The 18407-nt window shown below is 52.4% G+C and carries 19 protein-coding genes; 9 read left to right on the top strand and 10 right to left on the bottom strand.

Translation table 11 applies throughout. From position 1 onward, the window contains the following. The 4 genes from pqiA (at position 1) to rmf (ending at position 3917) form a co-directional block, all read left to right on the top strand. Complete coding sequence (gene pqiA, locus AC1UKS_RS14055) at positions 1-1275, top strand: membrane integrity-associated transporter subunit PqiA (protein ID WP_482434117.1); 1275 nt, start codon at positions 1-3, stop codon at positions 1273-1275. Further along, positions 1262-2902, top strand: coding sequence for an intermembrane transport protein PqiB (pqiB, locus tag AC1UKS_RS14050; protein WP_482434116.1), 1641 nt, complete (start codon positions 1262-1264; stop codon positions 2900-2902). Before pqiA ends, pqiB begins: the two co-directional genes overlap by 14 nt. Continuing rightward, positions 2902-3468 (top strand): membrane integrity-associated transporter subunit PqiC, encoded by a 567-nt coding sequence (gene pqiC, locus AC1UKS_RS14045; protein WP_482434114.1) that lies wholly within the window; start codon positions 2902-2904, stop codon positions 3466-3468. The genes pqiB and pqiC overlap by 1 nt, the downstream gene beginning before the upstream one ends. Before the next feature lie 281 nt (positions 3469-3749). Beyond that, positions 3750-3917 (top strand): ribosome modulation factor, encoded by a 168-nt coding sequence (gene rmf, locus AC1UKS_RS14040; RefSeq protein WP_071822140.1) that lies wholly within the window; start codon positions 3750-3752, stop codon positions 3915-3917. 69 nt (positions 3918-3986) lie between these two features. On the opposite strand, the gene fabA is transcribed toward rmf, so the two are convergent. Continuing rightward, positions 3987-4505, bottom strand: coding sequence for a bifunctional 3-hydroxydecanoyl-ACP dehydratase/trans-2-decenoyl-ACP isomerase (fabA, locus tag AC1UKS_RS14035; protein WP_013201562.1), 519 nt, complete (start codon positions 4503-4505; stop codon positions 3987-3989). Positions 4506-4573: 68 nt separating this feature from the next. Further along, on the bottom strand, positions 4574-6328 hold the full coding sequence (locus AC1UKS_RS14030) for an AAA family ATPase (protein ID WP_482434112.1): 1755 nt from the start codon (positions 6326-6328) through the stop codon (positions 4574-4576). 185 nt (positions 6329-6513) lie between these two features. On the opposite strand from AC1UKS_RS14030, the gene matP reads away from it, so the two are divergent. Further along, positions 6514-6969 (top strand): macrodomain Ter protein MatP, encoded by a 456-nt coding sequence (gene matP, locus AC1UKS_RS14025; RefSeq protein WP_013201564.1) that lies wholly within the window; start codon positions 6514-6516, stop codon positions 6967-6969. 94 nt (positions 6970-7063) lie between these two features. Here the strand turns inward: matP and ompA are convergent, their stop codons facing one another. Together ompA and sulA are read right to left on the bottom strand one after the other, a co-directional pair. Next, entirely contained in the window at positions 7064-8137 is a 1074-nt protein-coding gene (gene ompA, locus AC1UKS_RS14020) for a porin OmpA (RefSeq protein WP_013201565.1), read from the bottom strand. A gap of 347 nt (positions 8138-8484) precedes the next feature. After that, the gene (sulA, locus tag AC1UKS_RS14015) at positions 8485-8994 is read right to left on the bottom strand and encodes an SOS-induced cell division inhibitor SulA (protein WP_265911965.1); all 510 of its coding nucleotides are present in this window, start codon (positions 8992-8994) and stop codon (positions 8485-8487) included. A gap of 211 nt (positions 8995-9205) precedes the next feature. Here sulA and AC1UKS_RS14010 point away from each other — a divergent pair, with 211 nt between their 5' ends. Next, the gene (locus AC1UKS_RS14010) at positions 9206-9835 is read left to right on the top strand and encodes a TfoX/Sxy family DNA transformation protein (RefSeq protein WP_482434111.1); all 630 of its coding nucleotides are present in this window, start codon (positions 9206-9208) and stop codon (positions 9833-9835) included. Here AC1UKS_RS14010 and yccS read toward each other — a convergent pair. Both yccS and AC1UKS_RS14000 read right to left on the bottom strand, forming a co-directional pair. After that, on the bottom strand, positions 9832-11970 hold the full coding sequence (yccS, locus tag AC1UKS_RS14005) for a YccS family putative transporter (RefSeq protein WP_482434110.1): 2139 nt from the start codon (positions 11968-11970) through the stop codon (positions 9832-9834). The genes AC1UKS_RS14010 and yccS overlap by 4 nt on opposite strands. A 6-nt stretch (positions 11971-11976) precedes the next feature. Continuing rightward, a complete protein-coding gene (locus tag AC1UKS_RS14000) occupies positions 11977-12423 on the bottom strand; it encodes a YccF domain-containing protein (protein ID WP_482434109.1) in 447 nt (148 codons plus the stop codon). A 133-nt stretch (positions 12424-12556) separates the two neighbouring features. On the opposite strand from AC1UKS_RS14000, the gene helD reads away from it, so the two are divergent. Beyond that, a complete protein-coding gene (helD, locus tag AC1UKS_RS13995; RefSeq protein WP_482434108.1) occupies positions 12557-14611 on the top strand; it encodes a DNA helicase IV in 2055 nt (684 codons plus the stop codon). A 37-nt stretch (positions 14612-14648) separates the two neighbouring features. Here helD and mgsA read toward each other — a convergent pair whose 3' ends face one another. Together mgsA and AC1UKS_RS13985 are read right to left on the bottom strand one after the other, a co-directional pair. Then, positions 14649-15107: a methylglyoxal synthase gene (gene mgsA, locus AC1UKS_RS13990; protein WP_013201571.1), complete on the bottom strand. Its 459-nt coding sequence runs from the start codon at positions 15105-15107 to the stop codon at positions 14649-14651. 83 nt (positions 15108-15190) lie between these two features. Then, positions 15191-15832: a YccT family protein gene (locus tag AC1UKS_RS13985; protein WP_265911976.1), complete on the bottom strand. Its 642-nt coding sequence runs from the start codon at positions 15830-15832 to the stop codon at positions 15191-15193. 187 nt (positions 15833-16019) lie between these two features. On the opposite strand from AC1UKS_RS13985, the gene AC1UKS_RS13980 reads away from it, so the two are divergent. After that, a complete protein-coding gene (locus tag AC1UKS_RS13980; RefSeq protein ID WP_265911979.1) occupies positions 16020-16436 on the top strand; it encodes a CoA-binding protein in 417 nt (138 codons plus the stop codon). A 28-nt stretch (positions 16437-16464) separates the two neighbouring features. Here AC1UKS_RS13980 and hspQ read toward each other — a convergent pair whose 3' ends face one another. After that, on the bottom strand, positions 16465-16785 hold the full coding sequence (hspQ, locus tag AC1UKS_RS13975; protein ID WP_013201574.1) for a heat shock protein HspQ: 321 nt from the start codon (positions 16783-16785) through the stop codon (positions 16465-16467). Between the two features lie 61 nt (positions 16786-16846). Continuing rightward, on the bottom strand, positions 16847-18037 hold the full coding sequence (gene rlmI / locus AC1UKS_RS13970; RefSeq protein WP_338569501.1) for a 23S rRNA (cytosine(1962)-C(5))-methyltransferase RlmI: 1191 nt from the start codon (positions 18035-18037) through the stop codon (positions 16847-16849). Between the two features lie 89 nt (positions 18038-18126). Here rlmI and yccX point away from each other — a divergent pair, with 89 nt between their 5' ends. Next, positions 18127-18405, top strand: a complete 279-nt coding sequence (gene yccX / locus AC1UKS_RS13965) for an acylphosphatase (RefSeq protein ID WP_482434105.1) — start codon at positions 18127-18129, stop codon at positions 18403-18405. Positions 18406-18407 lie beyond the last annotated feature (2 nt).

Here is an 18407-nt window from a genome sequence, read left to right as displayed (position 1 = left end):
ATGTGTTCATCGCACCACGCTGATCAATGGATGCTCTGCCCGCAGTGTGACCTGATGACACAACTGCCGGAACTGAAACCGGGTAGCAAAGCCAGCTGCCCGCGTTGCGAAACTACGCTGACAGCCAACTGGGTAGAGCCGCAAAAGCGGCCAACCGGTTATGCGCTGGCGGCACTGTTTATGCTGGTTCTTGCTAATCTGTTCCCGTTCGTCAATATGCACGTAGCGGGACTGAGCAGCGAAATAACCCTGTTACGTATTCCTCAGGTGATGGTATCTGAGGATTACAACAGCCTGGCCACGCTGTTTATGGTGTTTGTACAGGCGGTCCCTGCCGTTTGTATGGTGGTTATTCTGCTACTGGTCAACCCAGTCCGTTTGTCGCTGCCGCTGAAGAAAGGCATGTCTCGCATGCTGTTTCAGATCAAGACCTGGGGCATGTCAGAGATTTTTCTGGCAGGCGTATTGGTCAGCTTCGTTAAGTTGATGGCCTATGGCAATATCGGCGTCGGGGCCAGTTTTATTCCCTGGTGCCTGTTTTGTGTGTTACAGCTCAGGGCGTTTCAATGTGTCGATCGCCGCGGGTTATGGAACCGCATTGAGCCGATGCCAGAAATTCCTGCCAAACCGATCCCTGCAATCAGCGGACTTCATCAGGGACTACGTTCCTGCCGTTGCTGCACCGCTATTCTCCCGGTCGAGCGCTATACCTGCACCCGCTGTGGGACAGGCGGGCACGCCCGTCGTAAGAACAGTCTGCAATGGACAATGGCGTTGCTGGTGACCTCAATGATGCTCTATATCCCGGCTAATCTGATGCCAATTATGATCACCCAGGCGCTGGGCACCAAAATCACCTCGACCATTATGGCCGGTGTGGTGTTGCTGTGGAGCGAAGGGTCGTTCCCGGTGGCGATGGTGATCTTTATTGCCAGCATCATGGTGCCTTCGCTGAAAATGATCGCCATCGGCTGGCTGTGCTGGGATGCCAACAGTAAAGGTGCCACCCACCATGACAGTGAGCGGATGCACAAGATTTATGAAGTCGTTGAGTTTGTCGGACGCTGGTCGATGATTGACGTGTTTGTGATTGCTGTTCTCTCGGCGCTGGTGCGAATGGGGCAGCTGATGAGTATTTATCCCGCGACGGGGGCCTTGCTGTTTGCCATGGTTGTGATTCTGACCATGTTTGCAGCCATGACCTTTGACCCTCGTCTGACCTGGGATCGTGTACGTGAAAAAAATCTTGAGGAGCCAAGCATTGAAGGAAGATAATCACGGCGTGGCGACGGTTGATCAAATCAAACGCTGGTCACCGGTATGGATCATTCCAATTGTCACCGTATTAATTGGTGCGTGGATCCTGTTTTACCACTACAGCCACCAGGGTCCTCTGGTCACCCTGATCACCACTAATGCTGAAGGCATTGAAGGTGGCAAAACGGCGATCAAAAGTCGCAGCGTGGATGTCGGCGTGGTGGAAAGTGCCGTCTTAACTGACGATCTTCACCATGTGGAAATTACCGCCCGTCTGAATTCCGGCATGGAAAAACTGTTGAAAAATGACAGTGCTTTCTGGGTGGTTAAGCCGGCAATCGGTCGTGAAGGCGTTACCGGGCTGGGCACCTTGCTTTCCGGGGCCTATATCGAATTACAGCCGGGCGTGAAGGGCGATAAAAAAGAGCGGTATGACCTGCTGGATTCTCCGCCGCTTGCTCCGCCAGATGCCAAAGGCATTCGCATCACCCTCGACAGTGCAAAAGCCGGGCAGCTTAATCCGGGCGATCCGGTGCTGTTCCGTGGTTACCGGGTTGGCTCAGTTGAAACCAGCCACTTTGATGCCGATAAACGCATGATGACCTATCAGCTGTTTATCGCCGCACCGTACGACCGTCTGATCACCACCAACGTGCGCTTCTGGAAAGACAGTGGCATAGCGGTGGATATGTCAGCATCGGGTATGCGTGTTGAAATGGGGTCACTGACTACTCTGTTTAGCGGCGGGGTCAGCTTCGACGTGCCGGACGGCTGGGAACTGGGACAGGTCGCACAGAATCAGTCGGAATATAAACTGTTCGACGATCAGCGCAGTATTCAGGATTCCCTGTATACCGCCCACAAAGATTTCCTGATGTTCTTCACCGATTCGATCCGAGGCCTGCAACCTGGCGCGCCGATTGAGTTCCGTGGTATTCGCCTGGGTACGGTGGCAGAAGTGCCATTCAAGTCAACGGTGCTTGCACAACAGCTGGATACCGATTACCGCATCCCGGTCTTGATCCGCATCGAGCCGGACCGTTTCCAGAGTATGTTGGGTAAAGACTTCAATATCGAACAGCATCTGAAAGACGGTATCAACAATGGACTGCGCGCCTCGCTGAAATCGGCGAACCTGCTAACGGGTTCACTGTATATTGACCTCGATTTCTACAAGAATGCCAAGCCGTTCACCGGTCCACGCACCCTGTCTGGCTATGAGCTGATCCCAACCGTGAGTGGTGGACTGGCGCAAATCCAGCAAAAACTGATGGATGCGCTGGATAAGGTTAACAATCTGCCGCTGAATCCGCTGCTGAATCAGGCCACCAGTACCCTGAAACAGAGTCAGAAAACCATTCAGGAACTGCAAAAGACGCTGGATAACATTAACCAGATTACCTCAAGCCAGTCGATGAAGGATCTGCCAGCCGATATGCAGAAAACACTGCGTGAACTGAACACCAGCATGAAAGGCTTCCAGCCAGGATCGCCGGCTTATACCCGCATGGTGGGAGATATGCAGCGACTGGATCAGGTAATGCGCGAGCTGCAACCGGTACTGAAGACCTTGAACAATAAGAGTAATGCCCTGGTGTTTGAAGCTAAACCTGGCCAGGACCCGCAGCCTAAGAGGGCGAAATAATGATGAAATGGATCCCCGTAGCCCTGGCTCTGATGCTGTCTGCCTGTAGCCACACGCCAGAAACCACCTACTATCAGCTGCCTGCGAGCGGTAAAGCGACCTCGACAACCCGTCCAGCGGATGCCACACGTCCGGCGGTGTTTGTTCAGCATGTTTCAGTGCCAGATTATCTGGCAGGAAACGGCCTGGTCTATCAGAGCAGCGATGTGAAGTATGTCATTGCCGCGAACAATTTGTGGGCCAGTCCGTTGGACCAACAGCTGCAACAGACGCTGGTGGTTAATCTGGGCGAAGCACTGCCAGGCTGGCTGGTTTCTTCCAGCCAGTTAGGGCAACAGCAGGATACGCTTAACGTCAACGTCACGGGTTTCCAGGGCCGTTACGATGGCCATGCGGTGATTAGCGGTGACTGGGTTCTTGAGCATCAGGGTCAGATCATTAAGCGTTCTTTTGACCTGACGCTGCCGCAAACGGAAGATGGTTACGATGCGTTAGTAAGAACGCTGGCTAAAGGATGGCAGCAGGAAGCGGGCGAAATCGCAAATGCGATCCGTGGCATTAATTAACAAAATTTAATCTTTAAAGCTAAGCCCTTGATTGTCGAAAATTAAGATTTTCCGCAGTCAGGGGCTTTTTTTTGGGATTACAGCAGCTTATTAGCAATTCGTGCGCTGATTCGGCTCCAGGAATGGCCCTGGTTTGTCTCAAAATGATGACATTGGCGTGAAATTTGCGCATTGATCTTTGGACCAGTTGGCGGTAGAACTTATGAGTGGTTACGCAGAAAGCGACCACTGTTTTCTTTCCACCAGATTCCACCTGACCTGAAGAGGGGATTACAGGCATGATGAAGAGACAGAAACGAGATCGGCTAGAACGGGCACATTCACGAGGTTATCAGGCCGGTATTACCGGACGCTCGAAAGAGATGTGTCCCTATCAATTGATAGATGCGAAATCTCACTGGTTGGGAGGCTGGCGACAAGCCATGGAGGACAGGACGGTTACTGCGTAATCTGACTGTTCAATGTAGTAAGGAAAAGAACCTCCGCCGAAGCGGAGGTTTCCGTTTTAGTACTCTGGATTAAAAAGCAGTCGTGTCTTTAAACAGACCCACTTTCAAATCTGTCGCGGTGTAAATCACGTTACCGTCGACCAGTACTTCACCGTCTGCCACACCCATCACCAGCTTGCGATTGATCACACGCTTGAAGTGAATGCGGTAAGAAACTTTTTTCGCGGTTGGCAATACCTGGCCAGTGAATTTAACTTCACCCACACCCAGAGCACGACCTTTACCTTCGGCGCCTAACCAGCCGAGGTAGAAACCCACCAGCTGCCACATGGCATCCAGACCGAGACAACCTGGCATTACCGGGTCGCCAATAAAGTGACAGCCAAAGAACCACAGGTCCGGATTGATATCCAGCTCGGCTTCAACGAAACCTTTCCCGTAGTTACCGCCGTCCTCAGTCATTTTGACCACGCGGTCCATCATCAACATATTGCCAGACGGTAACGGTGGGCCTTCAGCGCCGAACAGCTCACCACGACCGGAGGCAATCAGGTCTTCTTTTGTATAGGAGTCGCGTTTATCTACCATGTTCTCAATATGCCTTATTTTAATGAGTCACGAAGTCTAGCTTACAGCTGTAAGCTGAACAAGTCCGATCAGCTGTGGTTGAACCAGTTTAACCAGCGCAACGGCCACGGACGATGACGTCCATCCTGATGATTGATCTGAGCGATACGCTCCTGAATCAACCTGAGCAGGCATGGACCTTCTTCCTTATCCCACTCTGCACCGGTCAAAATCGGCAACGCTTCTTCCACACTGCTGACCGCCCAGATATGGAATTTGCCTTCCCGAACCGCATCAACAACTTCCTGCTGTAATGACAGATGGCGAACATTTGCCAGAGGCATAATGATCCCCTGAGTGCCGTTCAGCGTACGTTGATTACAGATGTGGAAAAACCCTTCGATTTTTTCGTTCAGTCCGCCGACAGGCTGCACCCGACCAAATTGATCGACCGAACCGGTTACGGCAATTTGTTGGGTCACTGGCTGACCGGAGAGGGCGCTAATCAGCGCGCAAAGCTCCGCCAGCGAGGCGCTGTCGCCGTCCACTTCTGAATAGGATTGTTCAAACACGATGGAGGCAGAGAAAGGCAGTTGCTGCTCAAGCTCCAGCTCAGAGATCAGCCAGGCCTGCATAATCATCATGCCTTTCGCATGAATATTTCCGCCTAATTCAGCCTTACGTTCAACGTCGGTGAATTCACCGTCACCGACATGCACGACACAGCTGATGCGTGAAGGTTCGCCGAAAGCACGGGGATGCCCAGGGAACTCGATCACCGACAGGGCGTTGATCTGACCGACCATTGTGCCTTCAGTTTCGATCAGGATCTGATCGAGCAGGATCTCATCACGCACGCGTTCGGCAAGGAAACCTTCGCGCCATGAACGCGTTTCAAGCGCGGTTTGCAGCTGCTCGCCATTAACCGATTGATCCGGGCTGTACATCGCCGCTTCCAGCAATTGGCGTGCTATCCAGGAGGGATCCAACGGCAACGTATCCTGATCGCCTGTGTAGCGGACGGCTTCTCGGATCAACACCGGCCAGAAGTCTTCCGCAATCGGGCCATAGCCTTCGGTCGTGGCCACGTTCAACACCCATTTCACCCAAAGGCTGAACTCTTCGCCATCTACAATCTGGATATTCTCTTCGAATTCCGCATAGAGGCAGAGGGCCGCCATTTCCGGTTCCATCTCCTGGAAATCTGCCAGCACGTCACGGTCGCCGGTCAGGACCAGGCGAAACTGCAGTGGCATAGAGGGGATAGCGACCGGTAACGGGCGCGTCTCGTCAGGGGAGTGCCAGTCAAAGCGTTGTGTGGTGAGAATTTGTCGAATGCGAAGCCACAGCAGTGGCTGGGCAATTAACGTCCGCAGCGACAAAATCAGTGTGCCACCGTTGGCCCGATGAACCAGTCCCGGTTCAAGCGTCAGCTGGTTGTTATACCAACGTACACAACCCAGTAGCTGTTCTGCCTCAATCCAGTCAGCACGATGAATGCCACCGGTGCTGGCAAAGTTATCCTGCTCCGTTTCCGCAGCACGCCAGGTGACCGACATACCGTCAATCTGGTAATGGCCTCCCTGTAACGTCACCTCATCATCTTCGCTGAGGCCAGAAAGGACATCTTGCAGTAAAGCCTGATATTCGACGTTTTCAGCTGTTTTAATCAGCATCAGCGGCAATTTTGCCGGCGATTGCAGCAGCAGACTCAGGCCATTAAACAGGCGTGATTGCACGGCATCAAAGCAGCTGGCGTCGTCTTCAGGCGCCTGCAGGAAGAGGGGCTGAACGCTTTCTGTATCGGGCTGTAGAGCACGCCATTCAAGTCTGTTGTTGGTCAAAGTTATCGTATTTTTCTGAAATGAGTAAAAGCGGCATTATACAAGATTTCAGCCTGTTAAGCACCGTAGAGTGACACTTCAAACGATGTTCAGCAGCAGATTGCGATAACAAGCCCGTTTTCTTTACGGCATGCTTAAAAAAAGCTGTTATTCTAAACTCGTCACGAAATCAGCATGAGATTCCGATGAAATATCAGCAACTGGAAAATCTTGAAAGCGGTTGGAAATGGAAATACTTGGTGAAAAAACACCGGGAGGGTGAAGCGATCACCCGATATCTGGAATACAGTGCAGCTCAGGCGGTGGTGGACGAACTGCTGGCGATGGAGAATCGCCCGGTTGATGTCTTAACCTGGATTGCTCAACATATTAATCCGGCGCTCGAAAACCGGATGAAACAAACCATTCGCGCCCGTCGCAAGCGTCACTTTAATGCTGAACATCAGCACACACGCAAAAAATCTATCGACCTGGAGTATCTGGTCTGGCAGCGTCTGGCCGGTCTGGCTCAACGTCGTAACAGCACGCTTTCCGAAACGATTGTGCAGCTGATTGAAGATGCTGAACGTAAAGAAAAATACGCCACGCAGATGTCTTCTTTGAAACAAGATTTGCAGGCCATTCTCGGCAAGCCGGATTAGTTTCTTCCGTAAAGCGCCTTCCGCCGGTTCTGGCAGACAAAATAAAGACCAAAAAAAAACCCCGCCGAAGCGGGGTTTTTTCATCAAAGAGAACTTAGCCCTGTGGCTGAGTTACAACATCTTTGATGCCTTTAACTTCGATTTCTACGCGACGATCCGGTGCCAGGCAATCGATCAGGGCATTACGGCCTTTCACGCTGTCACAGGTGTTGCCGGTAACTGGGTTGGATTCACCCATACCGCGTGCAGAGATCTTGTTAGAAGGGATGCCTTTAGAAACGAGGTAGTCAACTACTGACTGAGCACGTTTCTCGGACAGTTTCTGGTTGTACTGGTCAGAACCGATACGGTCGGTATAGCCCAGAACAACAACAGAACCATCTTTAGGATCCAGTGAGCTCAGCTGGGTGTACAGCTGATCCAGAGCCTGCTGACCTTCTGGCTTCAGGGAAGCTTTGTTGAAGGTGAACAGAACGTCTGATTTCAGAGTGAAACGCTTGGTTTCAACAACTGGCGCTGGAGCAGGCGCTGGAGCTGGTGCTGGAGCAGCAGCTTCGTCCTGACCGAAACGGTAAGAAACACCCAGTGCTAACATGCCGTTGTCTGGACGAGCACCAACGGTCTGTGCATCACCGATGTTGTTAACCCACTGGTAATCCAGACGGGTTGCCCAGTTCTGAGTCAGTGCGTATTCAACACCAACGGCAGCCAGTGGAGAAACACCGGTGTCGTGGTCGCTCTGGCGGTTGCCAGTAATGGTGTTCTGCTGAGTAGAGTCTGCACGCCATACCATGCCGCCCAGACGCGTGTACACGTCCAGATCGTCAGTGATTGGGTAGCTCAGTTTAGCAGCCAGCTGAACGCCCTGTGCTTTGAATGCGCCGTTAGTTACGTTGCCTTTGTTAGGCATACGTCCCAGCCAGTCATAACCCAGTTCGAAGCCCAGGTATTGGTTAGCCTGGTAGCCACCGAAAGCACCTGCACCAAGCTGGCTTTCGTGAGTTGGGCCGTCATTGTTTGCATAACCGTTACCGTAGTAACCAGTGTCATGGTACTGAGACCAACCCAGTTTTGCACCAGTATACCAGGTGTTATCTTTAGGAGCGGCCTGCGCTACGGTAGCGAAGCCAGCCAGTGCCACTGCAATTGCGATAGCTGTCTTTTTCATTATTGCGCCTCGTTATCATCCAAATAGGCAATGAGCTTTAATTAGCTCTTTGATTAATCCTTCGCCGGGTTATAAAGCTCGATTGTGACTCATCCAAAAAATGGAGATTATTGAGCACCCTGGCGACGTAAAGTCTACAACGTACCAGCAAACTTACAAGTATGATGTGACGACGGTCAGCAAAAAAATAGGCTTTCGTACACAAATTTACACATCTGCAGACGGGTTATACAGGTAAAACCTGAGGGGAAAATGGCGCTAAACCATTGTCCCGCAGGCTCATAGCATAATCAGGGGCTTAACGAGCCGGCTGCAGAATTTTCTCGTGAGAAATTTCTTATTTTTACTTAATGATACAAAGTAGAGTGAATTTTTAAGCCATTAAACGGTCTGGAGGAGGCGGAATTGATCCGATCGGGTCGCATAATCAGCCCCAAAGCTTTGCCAGCAAATGCCGCTTTTTGCAGCCGCTGACGATCTTCTAAGGTGATCTCGCCCGTTAACCAACCCAAAACCACACTGTAATTTCCCGTCTGTAATGCTTTGATCATCGCTTCTACGGTAGTAATAGCACCGGAATGATGAATCTGCATCACTTTATCCAGCGGTAACCCTGATTCGATCAACCAGCTACGGCTCAATTTTTGATGGGGCGTCAACCACAACTGCCAGCGTGATTGAGTTCCTAACTGTTGCAGTAAGGGCAACAGCAGCATTTGCGTCATAGCAGGCTGATTCTCGCTGTAAGTCAGCTCACTGATTAAGCCCGCCGCAGCTGCAGGCTGGGCTTTCGCACAGTCTGGAGCAGTCCGCACACCAGTTTTAACAGAAGAAGATTTCAGGGAATGAGTTTGCATATTGGCTTCGCTCGCAGGGTTACTGTATGGATGTACAGTATAGCGGGGGTGTCCAAAGATCAACCTTATTTTTTTGAAAACGCCTCGCAAAAACACAAATCGATAGGGTGCAAAGCAAATCATTCATTGAACTTGTAACGGCGATTGCCTATTTTTTTTCTGCAGGAAAGGAGAAACACCAGGATGTCTTACAACGTTAAGGATGCGGAATATGAAGGACTCAAAAAGCAATATTATCAGGGCAAAACGTCAGCTTTCTTCGCTGGGCGTGATAGATAGCCGTAGCCAGTTTGGTGGCTACAGTTTATCAGTGGAAAGCGTGGTCTTTGCGCTCGTCAGTGAGGGCGATCTCTATCTTAGGGCCTGTGAAGAAGTGAGACCGTATATCATTGAACGTAAGATGAAACCGTTGATGTTTAACAAAAGGGGGATCCCTGTCGCGCTGGAATACTACCGCGTTGACAACCCGCTTTGGTCCGAGCCTGAACAGTTGATTGCGCTCTGTCAATTGTGTCTAAAAGGGGCGATGCAGGATAAAAAACTGCATCAAAACTCGGGGCGGCTGAAGGATTTGCCTAATCTCAGTATGAAACTGGAAGTGCAGCTCAGGCGGGTAGGTATCGCTAACGCAGAGATGTTAAAGCAGCTGGGCGCAAAGCGCAGTTGGTTAAAAATGCATGAGAAAAATAAAAGTCTGGGGGTAAATATCCTTTTTGCGTTACAGGGGGCCATCGAGGGGCTTCATTGTGAAGCACTGCCGGTGGCAATCAAAGAAGAGCTCAGGGGCTGGCACCGCGAAACCTTGCTGTACCAGACGCTGAGCGAACTGAGAAAACGTTAAGTTTCCAGGACCTGTTTTTTTAACTGAGCGATTTCTGGCAGTAGGGCGATCAACAGACCAACTTGCTGAAGCACCAGCGGCTCTTTGGTTTCCGGGTCGGCTTCCGTTGCTGCCAGTCGCTCAGAGAGGCTGGACAACAATCTTTGGGTTTTTTGTTCATCGATAAGATCAATATGCAGCACATCATCGACGTAGCAGACGGCATCATCCATTAATTGCAGCATGGCTGGCCGTGTGATCTTTTCCCGGTGCGCGCCCAGCGCCGAGATATAGCTGAGGAAGGAGTGGTTTAGGCACAGCAGACGAAACGCCGCTTCCCGCAACGAGGCGGAAGCATTCTTTTCTGCGGAGATGTTAGATACCACTGAAGCCAGCTCAGCATCACCGTTGTGGGCGTCACGGCGGGCGATACGGTAGTCCAGCCGGTTGTCTTTTCCCTGATGATACTGAACCAGGATGGCATCCAGATAGCGGCAGTTAGCGGTCAGCGTGCGTTCTGCAACCGAAGACAGCCGACGAAAACGCCAGTCTGGCCAGAGGAATGCCACCGCCAGCCAGGCAATGCCGCAGCCTAACAACGTATCAAAGATGCGGGGCAGGGCAATCTCAAACCCTTCACCCAGCAGGTTGAAACAGAACAGCACCAGCAAGGTGATAAACATTGTGGCATGAGCATATTGCGACTGACGGAAGGCGAAGAACAACACGCCGGTAACCACGATCAGTATCAGCTGCCCCTCGACAGAAGGCACCAGCCACAGTAAGGGCAAACCAAGTACGATACCCGCCACGGTTCCCACAATACGCAATGCTAATCTGCGTTTGGTGGCATTGTAGTTCGGCTGGCAGACAAACAGGCTTGTCAGCAGGATCCAATAGCCGTGCTCAAGGCCAGTCAGCTGAACAAACCCATAGCCGGCACACAACAGCAGGGACATCCGCACCGCATGGCGGAAAAGCGGGGATTCTGGCGATAAATGGCGGCTGATACGTAAACGAATATCGGCCCAACCGGTTAATCCTTCGCTGGAGAGCGTTTGATCATGATTCTCATGATGGCTTTCCAGAATTTGCTCTGATTCAATTGTCGCCAGTTGGGCGTCTATGGCTTTGAGGTTATTTAACAAATAGTGCATGGCTTTGACGTCATTGCCCCCTGGACGGGCAGCAGCAAGACGATCCAGCGCGGCGTTGAGGTGAAGGAAGGTTCGCTCAAAGCGGCTGTTATGCTGATAGGTTTCGCGTAGCAAAATGCAGTTTGCCAACTGTTGGCAGGCCTTTGCCTGCAGCGTCAGCAGGCGTTGAAAGCGAAACAGAATATCGCTGTAACGGTATTCCTGCCGCAGCGCGTGGTATTGCGCATGGGAAGAGCTGGCACGCTCATGAATGTCCTGAGCGACAAAGTAATAATGCAGCGTTCTGCGCGTGCTGCGTTGTCCCCGGTCCCCACGTAAGCGGGACTGAATCGAAATTTTTGCCTGGTTGAGTGTCGCCACCAGCTGACTGTTGGCCATGGCTACGTCGATCAGTGACGCATTTTCGTTTTCTTCGATATCCGGGTCGAACAACCCCGCTTTTGCCTCCAGATATACTGCCAGCCCTTCAAAGCTGCGGGCGATATTTTCCTGTAATGGACGGACGGGAAAGATAACGTGTCCGGTAAGCGTCAGCAGGTTATACCAGATAGCGCCGACCAGCAGCAGGGAAGGTTGCAGATACCACTGAGGGAAAAGCCCAAGGCCCAGCAGGGTATAGATAGCGATCAGCAGCGCGCCAAAGGCAATCGTGGCATAGCGCTGTCCCAACGCGCCAAGCAGAATGAAACCCCAGGTCGACACGGCAAGACCGAGGATAAATAGCCAGGGATACGGAGAAAGAAGTTCAACAGAGACGGACGCAATGCAGAAGCAGACCAGAGTGATGACCAGATTTCGCAGCCGTCCACTGAGGCGATCGTCAAGGTCTGCCAGAGCCGCAGCCACCACGCCTAACGTCAGCGGAATGGTCCAGGTGATTTGATTCAACCACCAGGGCACACCTGCGGTACCCACAAGGGCGATAAAAATACGCAGGTTGTACAGCAGCGCAGTGTTATAGGCGTAGCGCCGCAGCCTTGAGCTTAACGATAAGCGCATCAGAAACTAGTTGAACCGGCTGCGGGCGTTAACTTCACGCGCGGCTTGTGCCACTTCGACGCTGACGACGCGGCGGCCTACCGGCCATAATGCGATGGCGGCGATTTTGAAATTCGCAATCCCAACCGGAATTCCGATGATAGTGATGCACTGGGCGATACCGGTCATGATATGCATCACGCACAGCCACCAGCCAAAGAAGACCAGCCAGATGATATTCAGCAGCGTGCCGCCCGAATTCATCAACGCATTTTTGCGGCCGGGCTCCAGCTCATCTACATGCACGGCTTCGTTACCGTAAGGCAGTAACGAAAGCTTGGTGATTTCCCAGCAGGAACGGGTGAGCGGTAAGGTAAAAATAAAAATGATGCTGACAACGGTCGCAAACAGCCACGAAAGCGTGGTCAGAAAACCGCCCAGAATAAAATTCAGAATGTTTAAAACAGTACGCATTGGTCGTTTCCCTAACAGAGCGCGGAGCTCAAAAATACAATGCGTTGATTGTAGCGCGTTTTAACTCTGGAGCGGTACACTCCTGCCAGCTAAACTACAGCCCATTAAAAGCAACCACAGCCAGAGGCAGGTCATGGAACTGAAAGCAACGTCGCTGGGCAAACATCTGGCGCAGCATCCCTACAATCGGGTACGAATGTTGGCCGCAGGCGTTGAGGTGAGTGGTGAAAAACATGAATACCTTATTCCGTTTAACCAGCTATTAGCCATCAAATGTAAACGCGGGATGGTTTGGGGCGAACTTGAATTTGCCCTGCCTGAAGATAAAGTCGTGCGCCTGCACGGCACCGAATGGCAGGAAACCCAACGTTTTTATCATTACCTCAACCAGGCCTGGCAGCAATGGAGTGAGGAGATGAGCCTGGTCTCCTCTGAGGTCTTGCAGCAACTGGTCACCCACTTACAGGAGGGTGAACAGCAGGATAAATGGTTGAAGCGCAGCGATATGGCCGGCTGGCGTACCGCCATTCAGGAGGCGTTCTCCTCATTGCCACTGCCGGTAGAGCGTCTGGATGAGTTTGATAACTGTCGCGAAAACTATCAGTTCAGCCTCGCCTGGCTGAATAACAGCGATGCACAACGGCAGAAGCGTAACGGTCAGTGGTCAGAAGAAATGCTGGCGCAGTACGCCGATTTCTTCAATACCGTTGAGACGTCACCTCTCAACAATTCCCAGGCAAAAGCGGTGGTGAATGGTGAGGATGCGCTACTGGTGCTGGCGGGGGCGGGGAGCGGCAAAACATCCGTGCTGGTCGCCCGCGCAGGATGGTTACTGATGCGCAAGCAAGCCAGCGCAGAACAGATCCTGCTGCTTGCCTTTGGTCGTCAGGCGGCTGAAGAGATGAACGAGCGCATCAAAGCCCGGCTGAATACCGACGGTATTCAGGCCCGCACGTTTCACTCACTGGCTTTAAACATTATCCAGCAGGGCAGCAATAAATCCCCTTCCATCAGCAAGCTTGAAACCGATACGACGCTGCGCCATAAGCTGTTAATTGACGTCTGGCGCCAACAGTGTGGGGAAAAGAAAGCCCATGCCAATGGCTGGCGGCAATGGTTGCAGGACGAGCTGAAGTGGGAAATCGGCGAAGGTGATTACTGGAAAGAAGAGCGGCTTGCCAAACGTCTGGCCAGCAGGCTTGAACGCTGGCTTGGATTGATGCGAATGCATGGCGGCGCGCAGGCGGCAATGATTGAATCAGCCCCTGAAGAGGTGCGCGATCTCTTTTCCAAACGTGTGAAGCTGATGGCGCCTTTGATGAAGGCCTGGAAAAGCGCGCTGAAGGAAGAAGGGGCGGTAGATTTCTCCGGCTTGATCCATCAGGCGGTCAACATCCTTGATAAAGGCCGGTTTATCAGCCCGTGGAAGCACATTCTGGTCGATGAATTCCAGGATATCTCGCCTCAGCGTGCGGCGCTGCTCGCCGCTCTCAGAAGACAGAACAAGCAAACGGCGCTGTTTGCCGTTGGCGATGACTGGCAGGCGATCTATCGCTTCAGCGGGGCTGAGATGACCCTGACCACCGCGTTCCATCATCACTTTGGTGAGGGCGACCGCTGCGTGCTGGATACCACCTACCGCTTTAACGATCGGATTGGTGAAATTGCCAATAAGTTTGTGCAGAGCAACCCGCATCAATTGAATAAACCGCTGAACAGCCTGACCAAAGGCAATAAAAAGTCGATTTCCCTCCTGCCGGAAGATCAGCTGGAGGCGTTGCTGAATAAAATCAGCGGCTATGCCACCGCCGATGAGCGGATTTTGATCCTTGCCCGTTATCACCACATCCGCCCGGCGGTATTGGAAAAAGCCAAAACCCGCTGGCCAAAATTGCGGATTGATTTCACCACCATCCATGCCAGTAAAGGGCAGCAGGCGGATTATGTGATTTTGCTGGGTTTGCAAACCGGCAAGGATGGCTTCCCCGCCGCGGCCAGAGAGTCCGTAATGGAGCAGGCGTTGTTACCCCAGCCGGAAGACTTCCCCGATGCAGAAGAGCGCAGGTTAGCGTATGTCGCCATAACGCGTGCGAAGCAGCAGGTGTGGCTGCTGTTTAATAAAGAGAACCCATCGGGATTTGTGGAAGAAATTAAGCGGCTGGGTGTTCCGGTGCTGCGTAAACCTTAAATTGGCGGGAAGAGCGTGCCGCCGCACGCTCATCAGTTTACTTCAGACGCTCCTGCAAATAGCGCTGATAATCTGGAATGATGATATCAACCGCCTGTGCGAATAACGGTGAGCGGATAATAAAGTCGGCGGTTGCGCGGTTGGTCGCCACTGGAATATTCCATACTGTTGCCAGCCGCAATAACGCCTTAACGTCTGGATCGTGTGGCACGGCGTTTAGCGGATCCCAGAAAAAGAACAGCACATCAATTTTCCCTTCGGAAATCAAGGCACCCACCTGCTGGTCGCCGCCCATTGGGCCACTCAACATTGCCGTCACCGGCAGGCCAGTTGCACGCTGGACAAGGTTGCCCGTGGTGCCTGTCGCATAAAGGGTATGAGCCTGTAACACGTCTTTGTGTATATCGACCCACTCCATCAACGATGTTTTGCAATGGTCATGCGCAACCAGCGCAATGTGTTTCTTTTCCTGAATTTTACGGGTGGTCTGATCCATTCCGGCTTCCTGGTTTCACGTCAATCAGATGAGGGGAACTGCCTGATAAAGCGTATCGAGTGTAGGCGGAAGGCGTGCAGACATCAACTGGTACGCAGGGCGCGCATCAGCATCACAAAACGTTGGCGGGTGGCGGAATCAACCTGTTGATACCACAGCTGCAATACCCGACTGCCGGCATGGTTGCCGTTGGCAAAGTCCTGGGAATCATTACTGATTGGGGTGGTGGAGGTTTGTCCCTGGGCAAAGCGGGGTACTGAGGCGACGTTGCCTTTCAGGTTGTACACCACCATGGCCTGCTCATAGTTATTGTCTGCTTTGACCAGCAAATGGTCTTGCTGACTCTCAACAACCGCGCCATGCTCGTTTAGCAGCTGGAAAGTGGGATGTTTATCGAACATTTTTCCCTGCGCGGTGGTGGTTAGCGGCGGCAACGTGATGGTGACTGATTTAGCCTGAGAGGTGAACGTGACGATCAATGGGGTAGAGACCCATGGCGTGGCCATTTGAGCATCTTTTTTCAGGCTTTTCTCGACGCGAAATAATACCTGATGCTGTCCCTGCTCGAGTTCGAGCCCTTCAGCACCTTTTAATAACGAACCAGAAATTTTTCGGCCGTCCAGCACCAACAGGTCAATATCAGGGGCAAGTTTCAGCGTCGTAGCAGGGACCGTAGTCGCAACCAGCAAAGCTAAAACGCCTGTAATGACCAAACGCAGCTTCATTTATTCTCCAGAGGCGAGGGCAGGCAAACTCGTCGAGTGTATCAAAGTCTTTCAGTATGGCAGCATATTAACATTTTAACATATTTATTCGTGCTTTATATTCAGGAATTGGCATCTTCTGCCTGAGCTGTTTTCCCAACAGCCACACTGCGCATAAACTGTTAATCAGTCTGATAAGGAGAGCTGCATGCAAGATAAAATAATTGCCGATATTTTGACCTCGACCAAACATATCGCGCTGGTTGGAGCGAGTGATAAACCCGCCAGGGCCAGTTATGGCGTGATGGCTTATCTGCTGTCGCAGGGATATAAAGTGACGCCGGTCAGCCCAAAGCTGGCAGGCCAGACGCTGCAGGGACAAAAAGTTTACGCAAAGCTGGAAGACATTCCTGAACCGATTGACATGGTGGATGTGTTCCGTAATGCCGAAGCGGCATGGGGTGTCGCTCAGGAAGCGATTGCGGTGGGGGCGAAATCTCTGTGGCTTCAGCTTGGGGTGATTAACGAGCAGGCTGCGGTGCTGGCGGGAGAAGCGGGGTTAAAGGTGGTGATGGATCGTTGCCCTAAAATCGAGATCCCGCGCTTAGGACTGGAAAAAGGCTAAAAAAACCCCGCCAGGCGGGGATTTTGCATTAGTTCCTGAGGCGTGGCGCCTGCAACTGTTCGCGAATTGACGCGGCCAGTTCATCCATGGAAGGTTGTTCCGGATGGTCGCCCGGCAGCTCCCACGAGAGCTGGGCTTCAGCCAGATAAGTATGAACGGTCTCGCCGTCTTCATTCTCCATCACGACATGATACCATGGCGCTTCACGCAGCGATTCGCTGGTGGCCACCTCATCCTCTTCCGGATCATCGTCCAGTGAATATTCCGCATCCACATCTACCACTACACCGAGGAAACCGTGCAGCTTATGCCGCACCTGTTGTCCGAGTCCAAATTTGCTGGCAATCATCGTGACCTCCTGAGAAACAGTGCCCTGCTACCAAGATGGGGGCAGGGACAGCTTTTTCAAGTCACAGGACGCGGCAGGCAAATCCTTTCAGGTACATGCCTTCCGGATAGCTGGCGATCACCGGATGATCGGCCGCCTGCCGGAACTGCTCTATAAATTGTACATCACGTTGAGCATCAAGCGCGGCATCGGCAATGATTTTCTGGAAGAGATCGGTTGGCATCAGCCCTGAGCAGGAGAAGGTCAGCAGCATGCCGTCCGGGTTCAACAGTTGCATCGCCAGCATATTGATGTCTTTATAGCCGCGGCAAGCACCGGCCAGCTGATTTTTGTTTTCGACAAACTTCGGCGGGTCCATCACGATCAGATCGAATTTCTCACCGTTATCACGGTAGCGGCGCAGCAGCTTAAACACGTCATCGCGCAGGAACTCGGCTTTCGAGAGATCCAGCCCGTTCAGTTCAACGTTCTGGCGAGCAATATCCAGCGCGCCTTGTGACGTATCGACGCTGATAACCTGTTTACAGTCGCCCATCAGAGCGGAAACTGCAAAACCTCCGGTGTAAGAGAAGCAGTTCAGCACCCGGCGATCTTTCGCATAGCGGCGAGTCGCCATACGGCTGTCACGCTGATCGAGGTAGTAACCGGTCTTGTGGCCACCCTGGATATCGACCAGTAACTTCATGCCATGCTCAACAATCGGTAACTGCTCTGGCGGCGTATCGCCAAGGACGTTGCCCTGAGTCAGTTCAAGACCTTCTTTTTTACGCACTGCAACGTCCGAGCGATCGTAAATCGCACAGTCCGGGTAGCAGCTCTGCAGCGCGGAGATCAGCGCTGCACGTTGATATTCTGCGCCAGCCGACAGCAGTTGCAGGACCAGGAACTTGCCGTAACGGTCAATGGTCACGCCAGGCAGACCGTCAGATTCACCGGCAATCAGGCGATAGCTGTCGAGGTTATCGCGCGCTGCCAGCCAGTCACGCAGAGACTGCGCAGCCTTAAGACGGCGGATAAAGAAGTCGGTATCAATCGCCTCGTCCTGTTCCCAGCTCCAGACACGGGCAGAGATCTGCGACACGGGTGACCATGCAGCATGAGCCAGCCAGTTGCCCTGGCTGTCACAGACGTCAATCGTTTCACCCGACTCGGCTTTTCCCTCAAGACGAGCAACAGCACCAGAAAAGATCCACGGATGGCGGCGAAGTAAGGATTTTTCACGTCCTTTGGCAAGAATCAAACGAACAGTCATATTTGCTATGCTTATACAGTAAAGAATCAGCGGTTATTGTCCGGTGCCAACCGTTAAAATGCAATCTGCGTCGTGAAAGGAGAGGAAATATGACTACTGTCTGCGTAAAAGCCTGGGTTCACGGTGTGGTTCAGGGGGTGGGATTCCGCTACAGCACGCAACATCAGGCCAAAGCACTGGGGCTCAAGGGGTATGCGAAGAACCTGAATGACGGCAGCGTTGAAGTGCTGGCCTGTGGTGAAGAGGATGACGTGCAGACGTTACTTACCTGGCTTAAAGACGGCGGCCCCAGAAATGCCCGGGTAGAAAGGGTGCTCGAGGAACCTCATCAACCGCGCGACTTGCCAAACGGCTTCACTACCGGTTAATG

It is taken from the genome of Erwinia sp. AK-PDG3-5 (genome assembly GCF_056821705.1).
This window is presented reverse-complemented; position numbering and strand designations above follow the sequence as displayed.

Coding starts and splice junctions, on each gene's coding strand:
- pqiA (WP_482434117.1), top strand. CDS start 1: ATGTGTTCATCGCACCACGCTGATCAATGGATGCTCTGCCCGCAGTGT.
- pqiC (WP_482434114.1), top strand. CDS start 2,902: ATGATGAAATGGATCCCCGTAGCCCTGGCTCTGATGCTGTCTGCCTGT.
- rmf (WP_071822140.1), top strand. CDS start 3,750: ATGAAGAGACAGAAACGAGATCGGCTAGAACGGGCACATTCACGAGGT.
- fabA (WP_013201562.1), bottom strand. CDS start 4,505: ATGGTAGATAAACGCGACTCCTATACAAAAGAAGACCTGATTGCCTCC.
- matP (WP_013201564.1), top strand. CDS start 6,514: ATGAAATATCAGCAACTGGAAAATCTTGAAAGCGGTTGGAAATGGAAA.
- ompA (WP_013201565.1), bottom strand. CDS start 8,137: ATGAAAAAGACAGCTATCGCAATTGCAGTGGCACTGGCTGGCTTCGCT.
- sulA (WP_265911965.1), bottom strand. CDS start 8,994: ATGCAAACTCATTCCCTGAAATCTTCTTCTGTTAAAACTGGTGTGCGG.
- AC1UKS_RS14010 (WP_482434111.1), top strand. CDS start 9,206: ATGAAGGACTCAAAAAGCAATATTATCAGGGCAAAACGTCAGCTTTCT.
- yccS (WP_482434110.1), bottom strand. CDS start 11,970: ATGCGCTTATCGTTAAGCTCAAGGCTGCGGCGCTACGCCTATAACACT.
- AC1UKS_RS14000 (WP_482434109.1), bottom strand. CDS start 12,423: ATGCGTACTGTTTTAAACATTCTGAATTTTATTCTGGGCGGTTTTCTG.
- helD (WP_482434108.1), top strand. CDS start 12,557: ATGGAACTGAAAGCAACGTCGCTGGGCAAACATCTGGCGCAGCATCCC.
- mgsA (WP_013201571.1), bottom strand. CDS start 15,107: ATGGATCAGACCACCCGTAAAATTCAGGAAAAGAAACACATTGCGCTG.
- AC1UKS_RS13985 (WP_265911976.1), bottom strand. CDS start 15,832: ATGAAGCTGCGTTTGGTCATTACAGGCGTTTTAGCTTTGCTGGTTGCG.
- AC1UKS_RS13980 (WP_265911979.1), top strand. CDS start 16,020: ATGCAAGATAAAATAATTGCCGATATTTTGACCTCGACCAAACATATC.
- hspQ (WP_013201574.1), bottom strand. CDS start 16,785: ATGATTGCCAGCAAATTTGGACTCGGACAACAGGTGCGGCATAAGCTG.
- rlmI (WP_338569501.1), bottom strand. CDS start 18,037: ATGACTGTTCGTTTGATTCTTGCCAAAGGACGTGAAAAATCCTTACTT.
- yccX (WP_482434105.1), top strand. CDS start 18,127: ATGACTACTGTCTGCGTAAAAGCCTGGGTTCACGGTGTGGTTCAGGGG.